General features: G+C 62.6%; 16 protein-coding genes. 10 read left to right on the top strand and 6 right to left on the bottom strand.

Translation table 11 applies throughout. The annotated features are described in order from the left end of the window. Nucleotides 1–28: 28 nt before the first annotated feature. Nucleotides 29–1,630 carry a DUF3352 domain-containing protein gene (locus KBY90_RS02595; RefSeq protein ID WP_254966853.1) on the bottom strand — a complete coding sequence of 534 codons (1,602 nt, stop codon included), beginning with the start codon at nt 1,628–1,630 and terminating at the stop codon, nt 29–31. Nucleotides 1,631–1,674: 44 nt separating this feature from the next. On the opposite strand from KBY90_RS02595, the gene KBY90_RS02590 reads away from it, so the two are divergent. The 3 genes from KBY90_RS02590 (at nt 1,675) to KBY90_RS02580 (ending at nt 3,977) form a co-directional block, all read left to right on the top strand. Beyond that, nucleotides 1,675–2,019 carry a rhodanese-like domain-containing protein gene (locus tag KBY90_RS02590; RefSeq protein WP_254966852.1) on the top strand — a complete coding sequence of 115 codons (345 nt, stop codon included), beginning with the start codon at nt 1,675–1,677 and terminating at the stop codon, nt 2,017–2,019. 101 nt (nt 2,020–2,120) lie between these two features. Beyond that, the gene (locus tag KBY90_RS02585) at nt 2,121–3,116 is read left to right on the top strand and encodes a heat-inducible transcriptional repressor HrcA (RefSeq protein WP_254966851.1); all 996 of its coding nucleotides are present in this window, start codon (nt 2,121–2,123) and stop codon (nt 3,114–3,116) included. Between the two features lie 12 nt (nt 3,117–3,128). Next, nucleotides 3,129–3,977, top strand: a complete 849-nt coding sequence (locus tag KBY90_RS02580; RefSeq protein WP_254966850.1) for a 20S proteasome subunit A/B — start codon at nt 3,129–3,131, stop codon at nt 3,975–3,977. A gap of 24 nt (nt 3,978–4,001) precedes the next feature. Here KBY90_RS02580 and trpB read toward each other — a convergent pair whose 3' ends face one another. Further along, the gene (trpB, locus tag KBY90_RS02575; protein WP_254966849.1) at nt 4,002–5,267 is read right to left on the bottom strand and encodes a tryptophan synthase subunit beta; all 1,266 of its coding nucleotides are present in this window, start codon (nt 5,265–5,267) and stop codon (nt 4,002–4,004) included. A 157-nt stretch (nt 5,268–5,424) separates the two neighbouring features. Here trpB and KBY90_RS02570 point away from each other — a divergent pair, with 157 nt between their 5' ends. From KBY90_RS02570 to cysC, 5 genes are all read left to right on the top strand, one after another. Further along, the gene (locus KBY90_RS02570) at nt 5,425–5,655 is read left to right on the top strand and encodes a FitA-like ribbon-helix-helix domain-containing protein (RefSeq protein WP_254966848.1); all 231 of its coding nucleotides are present in this window, start codon (nt 5,425–5,427) and stop codon (nt 5,653–5,655) included. Nucleotides 5,656–6,068: 413 nt separating this feature from the next. Further along, nucleotides 6,069–6,404: a translation initiation factor gene (locus KBY90_RS02565; protein ID WP_254966847.1), complete on the top strand. Its 336-nt coding sequence runs from the start codon at nt 6,069–6,071 to the stop codon at nt 6,402–6,404. A gap of 122 nt (nt 6,405–6,526) precedes the next feature. Beyond that, the gene (locus KBY90_RS02560) at nt 6,527–6,808 is read left to right on the top strand and encodes a CopG family transcriptional regulator (protein ID WP_254966845.1); all 282 of its coding nucleotides are present in this window, start codon (nt 6,527–6,529) and stop codon (nt 6,806–6,808) included. Beyond that, the gene (locus tag KBY90_RS02555) at nt 6,805–7,242 is read left to right on the top strand and encodes a TA system VapC family ribonuclease toxin (RefSeq protein ID WP_254966844.1); all 438 of its coding nucleotides are present in this window, start codon (nt 6,805–6,807) and stop codon (nt 7,240–7,242) included. The genes KBY90_RS02560 and KBY90_RS02555 overlap by 4 nt, the downstream gene beginning before the upstream one ends. A 61-nt stretch (nt 7,243–7,303) precedes the next feature. Next, nucleotides 7,304–7,963, top strand: a complete 660-nt coding sequence (cysC, locus tag KBY90_RS02550) for an adenylyl-sulfate kinase (protein WP_254966843.1) — start codon at nt 7,304–7,306, stop codon at nt 7,961–7,963. On the opposite strand, the gene KBY90_RS02545 is transcribed toward cysC, so the two are convergent. After that, entirely contained in the window at nt 7,944–9,014 is a 1,071-nt protein-coding gene (locus KBY90_RS02545) for an AI-2E family transporter (protein WP_254966842.1), read from the bottom strand. The two genes, cysC and KBY90_RS02545, sit on opposite strands and share 20 nt — an antisense overlap. 682 nt (nt 9,015–9,696) lie before the next feature. Here KBY90_RS02545 and KBY90_RS02540 point away from each other — a divergent pair. Together KBY90_RS02540 and KBY90_RS02535 are read left to right on the top strand one after the other, a co-directional pair. Beyond that, a complete protein-coding gene (locus KBY90_RS02540; RefSeq protein WP_254966841.1) occupies nt 9,697–10,569 on the top strand; it encodes a hypothetical protein in 873 nt (290 codons plus the stop codon). Beyond that, nucleotides 10,566–11,861: a hypothetical protein gene (locus tag KBY90_RS02535; protein WP_254966840.1), complete on the top strand. Its 1,296-nt coding sequence runs from the start codon at nt 10,566–10,568 to the stop codon at nt 11,859–11,861. The genes KBY90_RS02540 and KBY90_RS02535 overlap by 4 nt, the downstream gene beginning before the upstream one ends. A 483-nt stretch (nt 11,862–12,344) precedes the next feature. Here the strand turns inward: KBY90_RS02535 and KBY90_RS02530 are convergent, their stop codons facing one another. From KBY90_RS02530 to KBY90_RS02520, 3 genes are all read right to left on the bottom strand, one after another. After that, nucleotides 12,345–13,106, bottom strand: coding sequence for a glycosyltransferase family 2 protein (locus KBY90_RS02530; RefSeq protein ID WP_254966839.1), 762 nt, complete (start codon nt 13,104–13,106; stop codon nt 12,345–12,347). Between the two features lie 959 nt (nt 13,107–14,065). Continuing rightward, on the bottom strand, nt 14,066–14,413 hold the full coding sequence (locus KBY90_RS02525; RefSeq protein WP_254966838.1) for a hypothetical protein: 348 nt from the start codon (nt 14,411–14,413) through the stop codon (nt 14,066–14,068). Nucleotides 14,414–14,529: 116 nt separating this feature from the next. Continuing rightward, a complete protein-coding gene (locus KBY90_RS02520) occupies nt 14,530–15,636 on the bottom strand; it encodes a DUF563 domain-containing protein (protein ID WP_254966837.1) in 1,107 nt (368 codons plus the stop codon). Between the last annotated feature and the right edge of the window lie 309 nt (nt 15,637–15,945).

Raw genomic sequence — 15,945 nt, 5'->3', positions numbered from 1 at the left:
CAGGTCGTGCCGCATTGCATGCCGCAGCTCATCCGTAGCTCAGGCGGGCACGCAGGTGCAGCCCCCCATCCTCGCCCTGCAGCGCCAGCCCCAGACCCTGCACCGGCTCCGCCAGGGGCTGGGCGGCGAGGCCGGAGAGCAGGCGCCAGGGGAACCAGGCGGCGAGCAGCTGGCGGGCAGGCTCGGCGGCCAGCACCCAACGCAGGGGCGCGCCGGACAGACCGAGGGCATCCAGGCGATCCAGCAGCAGCCGGGGCGTCTGCCGCGACTGCTGCTGCTCGGCCAGGGCCGTGAGCGAATCCGACCACCAGGCCAGGCCGCCGCTCTGCCGCCGGGCGGCCATCAGGGAGGCCTGCAGCTGCTCCGACGGTCCACCACGCCGCCGGGCCGGCGCCTCCAGCCGGGTCCACACCTGCACCGTGTCGCCTCCGAGCTCGAGCGGGGCGGCGACCAGTCCATCCTCTGCCAGCTCAGCCGCCAGCAGGGCAGGATCCGGGGAGTCGGCGGAGCTGCCCAGCAGCCAGCCCTCATCGGCGGCGCGGCGCACCACCAGCGGGCCTTCGGTCGCCGCCGCCAGCCGGACCGGCAGCGGGGGAGAGTCCTCTGCGGGCACCGCCGCCAGCCAGGGGCGCAGGCGCTCCTGCCAGGCCTGGGACCAGCGGGCCGGGTCCTGCAGCAGCGCCAGACCCTCGGCCTCCCCGCGCAGGGCCGCGAGCAGCCTGTCGCCGGCATCGCCGGCGGCGGGGGCCGGGAAGGGGCTGCCGCCCACCTCACCCGCGGAGGCCGTGCCCTCCGCCGCCGCCTCCAGCCAGCCCTCCAGCAGCAGATCGGGACCCTGGGGCCTCAGCGCCGCCACCAGGGAACCGGCGCCGGGCAGCTCACTGCCCAGCCAGTCCGCAAGGGCGGAAGGACGCGCCGTGAGCAGCACCACTCCCTGGCCCAGCCGCTCCAGGGAGCGCCGGAAGGCCGGGTCGGCGGCCTGGTTGAGTTCGTCGATCTGGGACACATCCAGGGCCTGCTCAAGCAGGCCCCGGCCGGAGGCCAGCAGCACCAGGTCGTCGTCGATCAGGGCGGTGGCCACGGGCACCGGCTCACGGCCCAGCAGGGCGGCCCGGCCGCTGATCAGGCCCATGCCGCGGTAGCTGCTCACCTGCAGATCGGCGCCCGCCAGACTGCGGGTCTGCCAGAACCGCTGCAGGAAGCGGCGGGCACCATCGCCGTCGCGGCTGCTGAGGGCCAGCACCCAGCCGGCGGGCCGGTGCTCCTCGCCCGCCAGCAGCCAGAGGCCGGTTTCCGCCCCCAGCCAACTGGCCAGCTCACCGGGGTAGTCCAGGCCGGCGGCGGCGAAGGCGCCGTCGCGCAGCCGCGCCAGGCTGGCGGCGGCCCCGGCACGGCGGCGCGGCGCGGCCACCGCCCGGGCGTAGGCGAGCGGCAGCTCAGCGTCGCTGAGGAGATGGAGGCTGAGGTCCGCATCCCGGGGCACGAAGCGGGCGGCCCGCGGCACCGTGAGGGCCCGCTGCTGGAGCTGCAGGGGAGAGCGCTGCCACACCAGCCACCAGGCAGCTCCGCCCAGCCCCAGCAGCACCAGGATCACCGCCAGCACCACCGCCAGAAATCGGCGGGCCTTCATGCATCCACAGCAGGATGGCCCCATCCTGCACCGGACCCAGGCCCGTGAACACGCCGCTCAGCATCAGCGCCCGGGAGCTGAACGACCGCCTGCGGCAAGGCGAGACGATCCAGCTCGTGGACGTGCGCGAGGACCGGGAACTGAGCTGGGCACGGCTCCCCCACCCGGTGCTGCACCTGCCCCTGAGCCGCTCGGCCGAGTGGGTGGCGCAGCTGGACCAGCAGCTGGAGCGCGACCGGCCGATCGCCGTGCTCTGCCACGCCGGGGTGCGCAGCTGGCAGTTCGCCTGCTGGCTGGTGGAGCAGCACGGCTACGAGCAGGTGTGGAACCTGCAGGGCGGCATCGACGCCTGGAGCGTGGAGGTTGATCCCGGCGTGCCCCGTTACTGACCTGGGACGTTGCTGCCCTGAGCCGTTACCGAAGTCGCACCGGATCGCGCCCAGCCTGGGCGAAGTCCTTACCATCGCTCCACCCCGAGCCGTGGCATCCGGTGCAGGCCCTCTCCCGTCGACAGCAGGAGGTGCTGGGCCTGGCCGTGCGTCACTACGTGGACACGATGGAGCCGGTGGGCAGCCGCACGCTGGTGCGCCGCTTCGGGCTGCCGGCCAGCCCCGCCACGGTGCGCTCGGCCATGGGGGCCCTGGAGCAGCAGGGCCTTCTCACCCAGCCCCACACCTCCGCCGGCCGGGTGCCCAGCCAGCAGGGCTACCGGCTCTACGTGGACCAGCTGCTGCCCGCACCCGGTGCCGCCGCCCTGCAGCTGGACCGGGAACTGGCGACCCTGAGCCTGCAGTGGCCGGCCCTGGACGACCTGCTGCTGCACCTCGGCCGGCGGCTGGCCGACCTCACCGGCCTGCTGAGCCTGATCACCCGGCCGAGGCAGCCGGAGCGCCAGCCCCAGCTGCAGGCGCTGCGGCTGGTGCCGAGCGGCGAGCGGCTGCTGGTGTTCCTGGTACATGGCGCCACCCACACCAGCAGCCACAACCTGCGCCTGCCGGCCGGCGCCGAACCGGAGCTGCCGGTGCTGGAGCGCTGGGCGAACGACCAGCTGCGCAGCGCGGCGGAGGGAGCGATCGCCTGGCAGCAGCTGCCCCGGGAACTGGCCACCAGCGGCCGGCTGCTGCGCCAGGTGGTGGACGCCCGGAGCGGCGCTGGCCCGGCCCCCGGCCAGCACGCCGTGGCCAGCGGCCTGGGCAAGCTGCTGGCCCAGCCCGACTTCAGCCGCACTGCCAGCCTGCGGCCGCTGGTGCAGCTGGTGGAGGAGGAGCCGGAGCGGGTGCTGGGCCCGCAGCCGAGCGCGGTGTGGATCGGCGACGAACACCCCCATGCGGCGCTGGCGGCCTGCGCCGTGGTGCAGGCCGCCTACCGCAGCGGCGACGGCGGCGTGGGCCATGTGGCCCTGATCGGGCCGATGCGCATGGCCTACGCCACGGCCACGGCGGCGGTGCGTTCGGTGGCCTCTAGCCTGCAGCGACTGCTCAGCTGAGGCCGACACCCCGTGACCTATTGCCTGGGTCTGCTGCTGGAGGCGGGCCTGGTGATGGCCTCCGACTGCCGCACCAATGCCGGGGTGGACTACATCTCCACCTACCGGAAGATGCACATCTTCCGCCCCTCCGACGACCGGCTGATCGTGCTGCTGGCGGCGGGCAACCTGGCCACCACCCAGGCGGTGGTGAACCGCATCCAGCGCGACCTGGACCGGGCCCAGCACCAGGGCGTCCGCCACACCGGCCAGGCCGCCGCCGGTGAGGCCTCCGGGTCGGGTCACCTGCACTCCCTGCTGGATGCCGACTATCTGTTCGAGCTGGCGGACTACGTGGGCCGGATCAGCCGCGAAGTGCAGGCGGAGATCAAGCCGGCCCTCTCCCAGGCGGGCGCCAGCGGCTCGGCCTCATTCATCCTGGGCGGCCAGATCGCCGGCCAGCCCCATGGGCTGTTCATGATCTACCCCCAGGGCAATGCGGTGATGGCCACCACCGAAACCCCCTTTCTGCAGATCGGCGAGAGCAAATACGGCAAGCCTCCCCTCGATGGCCTGGCCAGCACAGCCATGTCGCTGGAGGATGCGGCCCGCCTCTGCCTGGTGTCGCAGGTGATCACCCGGCGCTCCAACCTCACCGTGGGGCCGCCGTTCGATCTGGTGATCGTGCGCCGCGACGAACTGCGCATCGCCCGGCAGCTGCGCCTGGGCACCGACGCCGTGGCCATGCAGAACTTTCTCAGCACCTGGGTGGAGGCCCAGCGCGAGGCGCTCGCACGCCTGCCCCGCTTCCCCTGGGAAGAGGAGGCGGACAGCGCGATGGCCTGGGCGAGCCCCCCGGGAGCGGCGGTGCCGGAGGGCTGAGCGACCGGAGGCCCGGGGTTGGGCTCAGCCGCCCAGGCCCCCGAGCCGCTCGGCCACGGTGTTCACGTCCTTGTCGCCGCGGCCGGAGAGGTTGAGCACCACCTCGGTGCCGGGCGGCAGGGTGGGGCAGAGCTGATCGAGGGCGGCGAAGGCATGGGCCGTCTCCAGGGCGGGGATGATCCCCTCCAGTTCGCTCACCAGCCGCAGGGCCTGCAGGGCCTCGTCGTCGGACACGGCCAGATACTCGGCCCGGCCGATCTCGCGCAGGTAGCTGTGCTCCGGGCCGACGCCGGGGTAGTCGAGGCCGGCGCTGATCGAGTGGGCCTCCTGCACCTGCCCCTCCGCGTCCTGCAGCAGCAGGCTCATGGCCCCGTGCAGCACGCCCACCCGCCCCTGGGTGATCGTGGCGGCATGGCGGCCGCTGGCCACGCCCTCGCCGGCCGCCTCCACACCGATCAGCCGCACGGCGGTGTCTTCCACGAAGGGATGGAACAGGCCCATGGCGTTGGAGCCGCCACCGACGCAGGCCACCAGGACGTCGGGCAGACGGCCGAAGGCCTCGGCGCACTGGGCTTTCGCCTCCTCACCGATGCAGGCGTGGAAGTCGCGCACCAGCATCGGGTAGGGGTGGGGGCCGGCCACCGAACCGAGGATGTAGTGGGTGCTCTCGACGTTGGTCACCCAGTCGCGGATCGCCTCGCTGGTGGCGTCCTTGAGGGTGGCGGTGCCGGCGGTGACCGGCTGCACCGTGGCCCCCAGCAGGCGCATGCGGAACACGTTCAGGGCCTGGCGGCGCATGTCCTCGGCGCCCATGTAGATCACGCACTCCAGGCCGAAGCGGGCACACACGGTGGCGGTGGCCACGCCGTGCTGGCCGGCGCCGGTCTCGGCGATGATCCGTTTCTTGCCCATGCGCAGGGCCAGCAGCGCCTGGCCGAGGGCGTTGTTGATCTTGTGGGCACCGGTGTGGTTGAGGTCTTCGCGCTTCAGCCACAGGCGGGGGCCGCCCTCAGGGCGGCGGTAGTGCTCCGTGAGCCGCTCGGCCTCATACAGCGGTGAGGGCCGGCCCACATAGGTGCGCAGCAGGTGGTTGAGCCGCCCGGTGAAGGCGGGATCGGCCCAGGCCTCGGCGGCCGCGGCCTCCAGTTCGGCCAGGGCCGGCATCAGGGTTTCGGGCACGTACTGCCCGCCGAAACGCCCGAAGCGGCCGGCGGCATTGGGACGGGCCTGGGGCTGCAGGGCGTCCGGCCCGGCCGGGGTGCTGCTGAGCGGGGGGACGGTGCTGGTCACCAGGGGCCGGAGCTGTTGCGCCCAGCGTAGGTAGGGGCTGGGGCGGGGGGAGCCGGAGGGGCCGGAAGGCAGAGGGTGGTGGCCCGTTGATCTCAAGACTTGCTCTCAAGAACCGCAAAAGCCGATAGCGTTTTGGTCTCAGCTTGGTTGAAGTGCCATGCCATCACTGAGCTTGCGGGGAATCCCCCAGGACATCTACGACGGGTTCAAGGCCCTTGCTGCCCGCAATCACCGCAGCATGCAGGAGCACGCGCGGCTGCTGATCGAGCGGGAGGTGCGACTCAGCCAGCCAAGCGTGATGGAACGGGCCCGCCAGTGGCGAGAACGGATGCGGGACCGTCCGATACCCGGGCTGCTGGATGACCTGCGCGCCGACCGCGACCGCTGAAGCCCGTCCCCGCGAGGCGTGTCACGTTCTCGATGCCTCGGCCCTGCTGCGCCTCTATCTGACCGATGGCCCACTGCCCGCGAACCTGGAGGCCGTCATGGAACGGGGCTGCCGCGGCGAGGGCCTTCTGCTGGTGCCGGATCTCTGCTGGCTCGAGATGACCTCGGTGGTGGGCAAGCAGGTGGTGCGGGGCTGCTCAGCCCCGGGGAAGCCGAAGACCTCCTTGACGAGCTCCTCCAGCTGCCGCTGCGCACCGCAGCCACGGCCGATCTCTGCCTGGCAGCTCTGCGACTCAGCCAGCAACTTGGCCTCAGCGTCTACGACGCCAGCTATCTGGCCCTGGCGCTGCGCCCTGCGCAGTGGATGCGGCGGCTGACGCGTGACGATGGAGAGCGGTTGACGGACGCGAACCCATGGCCAGAAAAGGTGGCTGGCATGAATTCAGCAGCCCGGGCCTCCCCGCCGCCCAGCAACGCCCTGCCGCAGCAACCCCTGGGGTGGCGAAGGCTCAGCAGCGGGTGCGGGTGCAGCGCACCCGGACCGGCAAGGGCGGCAAGCTCGTGACCGCGATCACCGGCCTGGAGGCGCCCGAGTCCGACCTGAAGGCCCTGCTCAAGCAGCTCAAGGCCGCCGCCGGCACCGGCGGCACCCTCAAGGACGGCGTGATCGAACTGCAGGGTGACCAGATGGCCGCTGCGCTGGCGGCGCTGGAGGCCGCTGGCTACCGGCCGAAGCAGGCCGGTGGTTGAAGGGCAAGGGCTGACATTCATCCGCCCGCAGAACGCCCGACGCCACGCGCCAGTCCACTCGTGAAGCATCTTGACGCGTTGTAGGTGGAGCATCATGATGTCGATGGCGGCGCCAAAGACCCATGCGCACCACGCTGACGCTGGACGATGACCTTGCCGAAGCGCTCAGCCGCTCCGCGCGTCTGTCCGGACGGAGCTTCAAGGATGTGGTGAATGCCGCGATCCGCAGGGGATTGGCCGCCGGTGAGCATCCCGCCGATGGGGGCAGGGAGCCCTTCGTGGTGCAGCCCCAGGCCTGTGGCCTGATGCCCGGCATCGATCCCCTGCGGCTCAACCAGCTGGTGGACCAGCTGGAGGCAGAGCAGTTCATGGCTGCCCAGATGCCGGCGGGGCCGGAACGGTGATCATCCCCGATGTGAATCTGCTGGTCTACGCCTACAACTCCGACGCCCCGCACCACCAGCGGGCCAAGGCCTGGTGGGAGACGTCAGTTGGCGGTTCCCAGCCCGTGGCGATCCCCTGGGTTGTGGCCCTCGGCTACCTGCGGATCATGACCAGCCGGACGGTGCTGCCCAGGCCCATGGCGATGGCCACCGTGCTCCAGCATCTGCGCTGCTGGCTGGAACAGCCGTCGGTGCGGATCCTCCAGCCAGGCCCCCGCCATCTCGCGATCCTGGAGGGCTTCAGCGAAGCCGGTGTGCTCACCGCCGCGCTGATGACCGACGGGCACATCGCGGCACTGGCGATCGAAAACCAGGCAACGGTGCACTCCAACGACACCGACTTCTGCCGCTTCCCCGGCCTGCGCTGGTGCAATCCCCTGAACAGCGCGGGCTGATCCCTGGAAGCCACGGGCCGCAGGGGAGAATGGCCCCACCAGCCCCATCACCAACGCCCGCATGACCGCCAGCCCCGCCAGCAACCCCACCTACGGGGCGCTCACCAGCCATGGCAACAGCACCAACATCGTGTGGCACCACAGCACGGTGACCCGCGAGGCCAGGGCCCATCAGCACGGGCACCGCAGCGCGATTCTCTGGTTCACGGGGCTGAGCGGCGCCGGCAAGAGCACCCTGGCCAACGCCGTGAACTCGGCCCTGTTCGAGCAGGGGATGGCCTGCTATGTGCTCGACGGCGACAACATCCGCCACGGCCTCTGCAACGACCTGGGCTTCTCCGATGCCGACCGGGAGGAGAACATCCGCCGCATCGGCGAGGTGGCCAAGCTGTTCGTGGATGCCGGCGTGGTGGTGCTCACCGCCTTCGTGTCGCCGTTCCGCTCGGACCGGGACAAGGTGCGCGCGCTGGTGCCGGAGGGCGACTTCATCGAGATCTTCTGCGACGCCGGCCTGGAGGTGTGCGAGCAGCGCGACACCAAGGGCCTCTACGCCAGGGCCCGCGCCGGCGAGATCAAGGACTTCACGGGCATCTCCAGCCCCTATGAAGTCCCGGAGTCACCGGAGCTGCGGGTGGAGACGGGCACGGGCAGCCTGGAGGACTGCGTGAGCGCGGTGCTGGGATTGCTTGAGGCCCGGGGGATCATTCCCCAGGCAGGTTGAGCCCCGGCCGTCCACGCCAGGCATCCAGAAAAGTCTTCCCGCAGCTTGCCACCGGCACCGCCAGCAGCAGACCCAGCAGATCCCCGAACCCCAGCAGCGCTCCCAGGCGCGCCCCCAGCGGCAGGCTGATCAGCAGCCAGGCGGGCTGCAGGCCCACGATCCGGCCCATCAGGCGCGGCTGGATCACCTGATCCACCACCTGGCCCACCACGATCGCCGCCAGCAGCACCTCCAGGCCGGTGCGGGGGTCGTTGAGGGCCAGCAGACCGCTCACGAGCACGATCGTCAGCGAGCTGGCGAAGGGGATCAGAGTGGTGAAGCCGATCAGCACCGCGAACAGCACGCCGTAGGGAATCGCCAGGGCCGCGAACACCAGGATCTGCAGGCTGCTGAGGATCAGGGCCAGCAGCACCTGGCCGGCGAAGTAGCCGCGGAAGGTGCGGCCCAGGGTGTCCATCACCAGGGGGCGCACGCCGGGCGGCAGCCAGAGCGCCAACCCGCCGGTGATGTTCTCGCCGCCCAGCAGCAGGAACACCGTCAGCACCAGCACGATGACCGTGTTGATGGTGAGCCCCACGGTGGCCCCCAGCAGGCTCAGCAGCCGCTGGCTCAACTGGGTGGCGAGCTTGCTGAGGCGGCCGAGCAGGTCGCTGCTGAGGGTGCCGAAGTCGGACGGCATGCCCTGCCGGGTCGCCCAGGCCTCGAGGTTGTCGAGCCACACCTGTCCGTGGGAGATCCAGCGCGGCAGCACCGCGATCAGATCACCGAGCTGCTCCACCAGGCGCGGCCCCAGGCCGAGCAGCACCAGCAGCAGCAGACCCAGGGCCACCCCCAGCACCAGCGCCGTGGCCAGCGGCCGGGGCAGCCCCAGGCGCCGCAGCCAGAGGCTGGGGATGTCGAGCAGGAAGGCGATCAGCGCCGCGGTGACGAACAGGGCCGGGAAAGGCGCCAGCGGCAGCAGCAGCTGGCGCAGCACCCACAGGTTCAGCACCAGCAGCGGCAGGGCCAGGCCAGCCTTCAGCCAGGGGGGCAGTTCCAGGCGGTCGAGCATGACTGAAAATCTAGGGACCAAATCAATGACGGGGATGCATGCCACCACGCCAGTGGCACAAGTGACAAAGCCCCATATCAAGGTTCATGATGCCCATGAAGACAGCAGATTGCTACGCTTAACGCCTAGACGCGGACGCAACATGCTGCAATTCGATCAAGATGGCGTATTAAGAATGGATTTAAGTGTAGCAATAAGCAAAACCCTGCGAGTACCTCGCCAGTAAACCGATTCAAAGAGCTGAGCCAAATCGGGAAAAATAGCCGGAGCCAAAGCCATTGACACCATACCCAGAGACATCATGAAGACGAAGGAACGAGAAAGGGCCAGCCAAGCCCAGCCCCGCAGGCGCCAAGCCGATATTCAGAGGGGAAAAAGCGTTTGGCGACTCATCTCATTCACTGCATTGCGAGCAGCTCGAATGATAATGAGGTCATACAACATAGAGCTACTGCATAGACCGCGGTGCACTTGAATCAAAGCTCATGTTAGGCCATGGCTAGCATACATGTCTCCCAAATTGCACCGCGGTAAAAGCGCTAATCCAGTTGAACACGACTTACTTCAACAAGTCGACCGTCACGCCACAAAACCAGCCATGCCACCGCGCTCAAGACACAGCCACGAAGAACCTGAACCTACGCCCTCATTACGGATCCTTCCAAGCAGTCTGATAGAAGAAATGATCGAGAAAAGCCTTTCGAATCAAGAAGGCCTCTCTCTAATCAGGATTGGGGATGGCGAAGGCGTAACGATTGCAAAACCGCTTTTGACAGAATCAGTATTGGGAGATTACATAGCCTCTCATTTTGGTCAGATCAGCCAGCAAGATCTTGATCGCCTAGCCACTTTAACAAAGCAAAGCTGTCTAAATGCAAGTATTGTGGGAGTACGGCCCGATATTATTGGAGGAGATTTCCATGAAAGGTGGCTGAAGCTCAAGCCGAATGATCTGATTAACAAGGTAAAAGAGGTGTTTCAGCTGCGGCCCGCAGAGAAAGAAAGACTGGGATATGAAGCAGCGCTTAGACTTGCAATACTAGGCCTTGAGATGAGAAAAGATCTAATACCTGCAACCACACCACTAGCATCAGCATGGTGCCATTACGATATGTCAGCCTCAGGGTTTCTAGCTCGAATGATCGTTTCTCAAAAATCGGTTGGCATCATCAGCAGGCACACCGAGCTTCACAACCTATTGAGCGCCCATGACATTAAGACAGACTTCTATGAGGTACCCTCAAGATATAATCGAAGAGGTGAAGGCTGGAAGCAACATTATCCAGCAAGATTTAACGAGATTCTAGACAGTCTTAGAATTCGCTTCAATGGGCAGCTATTCCTTGTTGGCGCAGGAATTTGCGGGAAGACCTATTGTAATAGAATTGCTGAACTTGGAGGAATAGGACTTGACGTAGGGTCCGTTCTCGACGGATGGCTTGGGCTAAACACAAGGCCACTAGTAATGCAGTCAAAATTTGGCGCAGACATGCTCCCTAAGGAGCTGACCCTGGCATATCAGTTGGAACGTCTAACCAAACTGGATGAGCAATGAACTCTAAAGTTATTATTGACGAATTGATGAAAGGGAATGAGAATACAGCATTTGAGATGAGCCGGAAGGCTCTTCTGCTGGCTTACGACAGAGAAAAGAAGGACATCATCTATGTTGAGCCAAGAATGACCGGAGGGAGTGGGCATTTCGAGCGATTGGCAGTGTGCTACACATCTCTTCTTGAGAAATATGGCTACTCAGTAGAAGTAGTTGGTGCATATCAAGCAAGAAGCACACTACCGAGCAACTGGAAGAGCGCAATACCTATCCCGGATCACTGCCTTTCGAGCGGCAAGATAGTGAGCGAAGTACAGTCATTGGCATTCAGAAACTATTGGAAGCGCACCACAGATTATATCCTTGCATGCTCAGAGCAAACTCCAAGACTTGCACTATTTCCCACTTCTAGATATTTGACGATTGCGGGAACATTACATGCGATTGAAGATCTTAGAGACGTCAAGGGTGGCATATTTGGAGTCATGGAGACGTTTCCGGCACCGGACTGCGACAATCCTGAAATCGTTAAGAGTGAGTTTTCCCATGCTGCGTCAATTGTAGCCCAAAGCTCGAAGAGCTATATCTTTCTTGCTGAGTCACCTCAGATTCGCAAGTTCCTTATTCAATGCGGATTTGATCATGGCTCAGTAACGGTACATCCATATCCGGCAAGCTCGCGATTCTCAGGCCGCAACTTGCCACATCAAACGACCGAAAGAGTGAGAATTGGGTGCATTGGAGGATCGCGCTCAGTTCAGAATCCTGGGATATTAGCAAGATATTTCACAGAATATCAACAATTTTCGAATGTGCAGTGGATCACAAAACTGAATCTAGATCTAGCGTGTACTCAGAGCGGTCTTAACAAAGATGAGATACTCTGCGGACTCAAAAGCAATGGAGTACAGAACATATCTCAGAGACTGGACGACGTTACTTATGACGAGATAATGACAAGTCTAGACATCATGATTATGCCATATGCAGATCGCTACAGGACGATTGGGTCTGGTATATTTCTAGAATGCATAAGTGCGGGCGTGATTCCGCTTGTTCCTATGGAGTCGACTATGAGAAGACTTTACGAGGATTTGGGCGGCCTAGCCCCGGCCATTCAAGATATTTCGCCCAATGGAATCCACCAGTCAATAACAGAGGCTCTTGACAGCATTTCATCACTCAGGGGAAATGCGATCTGCGTTCAAGAAAATTGGCTTAACCATGAGAATGGAGCATTAGCGTGGGAGAAACTGATCACAGGATTTGCCACAACAGTGTTAAAAGGTGACTGAGGGCCTCCTGGGAAGGAGAGCCTGATGCCAAATCTCCTAAAGGCTGAACCTGAATGAGCCAATGCCCCGCAGTTCATGCTGCAGCAATCTGAGCTATCAAGGGTTCAGACGGCTGCCTTCCTCATGGGGCCTTGTCCTGTGAATGTTGTGGTGATGCAGGCGCCCCCAAACCTGATTGACATCTGACGGATCCATCAGTGCAGTTGGACAAAGCTGCCGAGGTCGAGCCAGTCCCCAGTAGGCGCTGCTCAGGCTGATCCCACTTTCGGTGGCCAACTCGAGCAGGCTGCGGACGTGCTCCTAGCACTCGATCACGAGTAGGAGGCGACATGTGGGGCTCAGGCTGGGATTCGGCTGGCAATGCATGGAGGCGGGAGGAGGTCTGGATTGCTATGGCGCACCTCAATCGGTAGAGGCCTCACAGCCCATTAACCACTAAACAAACTGCTGAGACAGAATACTTATGGCCTTGACAAAAAAGCTTCAGTCGCCATGAGTCATACACATCCCATTCTGGGCGCGATGCCTCTGAAGCAGTCTTTGAAGACGCGCTTCGGCGGAACCGGAGTCTATGTCCTGTTTAGTCTTACAGCCAGGAATCAAGCGAAAGTTGCCCCACAACTCAGGATAATACTGAATGTTAATCGCCGCAACTGCCTTTAGAAAGAAATCAAGATCCATAACGTAGTGCTCATCAACTGGGAAAAGACCAATCGCCTGATGAACACTAGAATGGTATAGGTATTGCGTGGGATTAATGGGCAGGAGGTGTTCATTTCCTGGCCTCAGCAAATCGTCAAGAGTCAACCGGGATGGTCGATTTGTACCGAGAAGTCTTGAGTTCTCATCCCACATCCGACAATTGCCTATTACCATGGAAGGCTCAGGGAGCCCCAAGAGATAAGAAGATGCTCGGGCTAGGGCGTCTTGCTCATAATAGTCATCCACATTAAGCACGCCCAAGATTGGCCCTCTTGACAAGCCAATTCCCTTATTCATGGCGTCTGACTGGCCCAGGTCATTTTCAGAGAGAAAACGCAGATGCGCATAGTGACATGCCAGATCTGACAGAATTTCCGCCGTGCCATCAGTCGATCTACCATCGATAACAATATGCTCAAGATCAAGCTTGCAAGCCTCTTTAGCGACAGAGTGAATACAAGCCTCAATAAAGCGGATGCCATTAAAAACAGGAGTAATCACACTGATAAGAGGGCTGGGGCCAATCGCGCTGACTTGGTACATCTGGCCTCTCATTGAAAAGTAGTGCGATTCACGGAATGCTGCACAACCCAGATGAATGGTGCATCGTTAGAGGCCAGCATACTGCCTCTCCTTGATCAAGGCGGGCCAGCGGCGCACCTCGTTGGTGACGAAAGGATCAGCCTGCGCTGCACCTACGAGTGGCTGGCCCGCCTACTTGCAGGGGTTTCGACGGCAGTGAATGGCATGGAAGCAACGCTCTCCGCCTCCACCGCCGAACGCTCATTCTGCCACCACTGCAGCAGCCGGGTGACGTGCGTTATGTGTAGCCGCTCTGGGCGCGGTAGCTCCAGTTCCGGTTGCAGGCTCCCTTCTCCCTCGTTGCGCGCACCCTCAGCCGACTCGGCTTCGGCCACCTCCACAACCTGGAACTGAGGCCACCTGTGCAGCGATACCAGCCTGAGCGGCCCGGACACCTAATGCACGAAATCGAAGTCAAGGCATGGCATGGCACACCTTGGTGTGGTGCGAAATCGGATAACCAGCGGCCACTCCTACGGCCTCGGCTCCGACAAGGTCCACGTCGCCGTGGATGAGACCACACGCCTTGATTACCTAAGGTCCTTGACGGACCTGAGAAGCCGACCTCATGGCGCTGAGGCGGGACACATTCGCAGGCGAACATCAGCCACAAAGGCTTCGTTCGAGGTACGTCTTGATCGACTCCGTTAGGGTCATGGGAAGGTGAACGGATCGGGATGGGTAGACGTCAAGTTGCCCTTCTTGAGCAGAGGGAGGGGCAGGGCACTGGGTGGGAAACTGACCTTGAGATCTATGCTGCGGACGAAGTTGCTTCTCAAGCCCATGGTTAACGACTACAGGGGCCTCATCTGACCAGCAAAGGCACTCACCTTAGGCGTAGACTTCAATTGCTCGCTCCTCGTGTGAGTCCCCCCGGCCGGCTGCAGCGCCAGCGGCTGGCGGTCCCGCGGGAGCTGTTGCTAGGGGAGCCAGACACCCGCGAGATGGCGCTCGCGATCCGGGATCTCTACCCTGACCGGAAAATTCCCGGCTAGCCCGAGCCCACCGGAGCCAGGAGGCAAACCTTGAGTCTGGGGCTCAGCGACCACAAGATCATGCGGGGTGCGGGCGACTTCAAGATGCACACCCTCAAGGCAACGTGGTCGCAGCTCAACACTATCAAGACCGTGCGGCTGATAATTCTGGTCGATAAAGGCACCCGGGGCCTGCAGGTAGATCGGAGCTGCTGGAATATGTAGCGCAGCCTCCACCTGCGGGAATTCGAGCCAGCCCGAACGTTGCATGATCCCCACAACGAGCAGAAGCACACAGCAGACTCCCACGGATTCCTCTGCATCGCTATCATAAAGAAACTGCTGCCTGGCGTACGGGCGATAGTGGCATCTGATTGTGGCGATTGAAGTGACAAGACACAGAGACAGGACTATCCATTCTTGTCTATATAGTGAACAAGACCTCGAACGTCTATGGGGGCAACTTCAATATTGCTACGGCCAGCCTGGTGAGACACCGGGCCATATGGCGTGGCAATGGGCAAATAGTTTGCTCCCACAAGACTCGACAACTTCCAGAAGCACCAGTGCACATACTTGGAGTTGAAAAGCTCCACAACAAGTGGAGTATTTCGGCAAAAGACTAGATTTGCCAGCCCCGCCCCATGAGCTGCAACGATCTCCCTGGCATGAGAGAAAGCATTGACCTGTTCACGCCAAGACATAGACTCGAGAAAAAGCTCTGTAAATCCTCGTCGACCCAATTCCTCGCCCAAGCCGCCATTGCCGACGATCTCTCGCTTTCCAGAGCCTCTCCGAGAAATATATAGTTTTTCTGGGTATCGGGTCGTCCGGTCGATAAGTGGCTCAACAAAGGCTTTCAATGTCTGAACAAGGCGATCACTAGGGTGTCCCGTTTCGGCCAAATAAGATGGAGAAATGAGATTGTCAGCGACAAAGCTAGACTTCCCGTTTTCATTGTCTACCGAAATAAGCCTCTTACCTTTCATAGGCAGGAGCTGGAGTGCCTCTGCCTGGACACCAGAAATCCGCGAACATGCGAGAGTCTGAAAAAAGTCAGATGGCGTTATTAGAACTCTTGGCAACTCATCCATTAACCAGTGGTAGTAGCTTGAAGCCCCCTTGACGCCTGTAAACAGAACTGGGCCTGGAACTCTACGGGGTCGCTTAATCCTCTTGTTGAGCAAGAAGTGCTCTGAAAAAGGCCTCCCAAAGTCTTCAGACAGGTCCCGAGCAACCGTTGCCCCATCTGGCGAGAGGATTACGCCACCAGCATGAAACCGTCCTTTAGGGAATGAGGCAATAAAGACCTCAGGGTGATCACTCTTGGCACACTGGAGGAGAAATTCACCTAGAAGGGAGTTATCTTGATTAGGCGGCGTGAATGTTGTTGAAGAGGCAGGGTAGACAACTTGATATTCTCCGCCAGCCTCTAACGCAATAGTCTTTGCATAACCAGTCTGCCGAGGGCCTGGTGTATATAGTATCAGATCCTGAAGGGTCTTGGAGAGCGCCACAGTTGGTCGCTTGGCTTCAAGGAATGAATCATATAGCCACTGCATCAAAGGAGTGCATAGGTATAGCCTCTAAATAGCCTAAAAACAGCAGGAAGAGCACAGCGTTGTAGTATTTTGACAAACACCTTTGGAGTTCAGTGACCCTCCGACCCGTACAAAAGTGGGACAACTGTGGTGGTCTGCTCCTAAACCGATGTGCCAAGCTCTTGGCTACTTAGCAACTCTGCCATGAGTCATGCTCTCAAGTCAATTATCGCTTGAATAGGCAGAGTTTCCAGAACTTCCACACGACAACATGCCTTCAGCTTC

Source organism: Cyanobium sp. CH-040 (assembly GCF_024346135.1).
Classification (GTDB): domain Bacteria; phylum Cyanobacteriota; class Cyanobacteriia; order PCC-6307; family Cyanobiaceae; genus NIES-981.
This window is presented reverse-complemented; position numbering and strand designations above follow the sequence as displayed.

Coding starts and splice junctions, on each gene's coding strand:
- KBY90_RS02595 (WP_254966853.1), bottom strand. CDS start 1,630: ATGAAGGCCCGCCGATTTCTGGCGGTGGTGCTGGCGGTGATCCTGGTG.
- KBY90_RS02570 (WP_254966848.1), top strand. CDS start 5,425: ATGCCATCACTGAGCTTGCGGGGAATCCCCCAGGACATCTACGACGGG.
- KBY90_RS02565 (WP_254966847.1), top strand. CDS start 6,069: ATGGCCAGAAAAGGTGGCTGGCATGAATTCAGCAGCCCGGGCCTCCCC.
- KBY90_RS02560 (WP_254966845.1), top strand. CDS start 6,527: ATGCGCACCACGCTGACGCTGGACGATGACCTTGCCGAAGCGCTCAGC.
- cysC (WP_254966843.1), top strand. CDS start 7,304: ATGACCGCCAGCCCCGCCAGCAACCCCACCTACGGGGCGCTCACCAGC.
- KBY90_RS02545 (WP_254966842.1), bottom strand. CDS start 9,014: ATGCTCGACCGCCTGGAACTGCCCCCCTGGCTGAAGGCTGGCCTGGCC.
- KBY90_RS02540 (WP_254966841.1), top strand. CDS start 9,697: ATGATCGAGAAAAGCCTTTCGAATCAAGAAGGCCTCTCTCTAATCAGG.
- KBY90_RS02535 (WP_254966840.1), top strand. CDS start 10,566: ATGAACTCTAAAGTTATTATTGACGAATTGATGAAAGGGAATGAGAAT.
- KBY90_RS02530 (WP_254966839.1), bottom strand. CDS start 13,106: ATGTACCAAGTCAGCGCGATTGGCCCCAGCCCTCTTATCAGTGTGATT.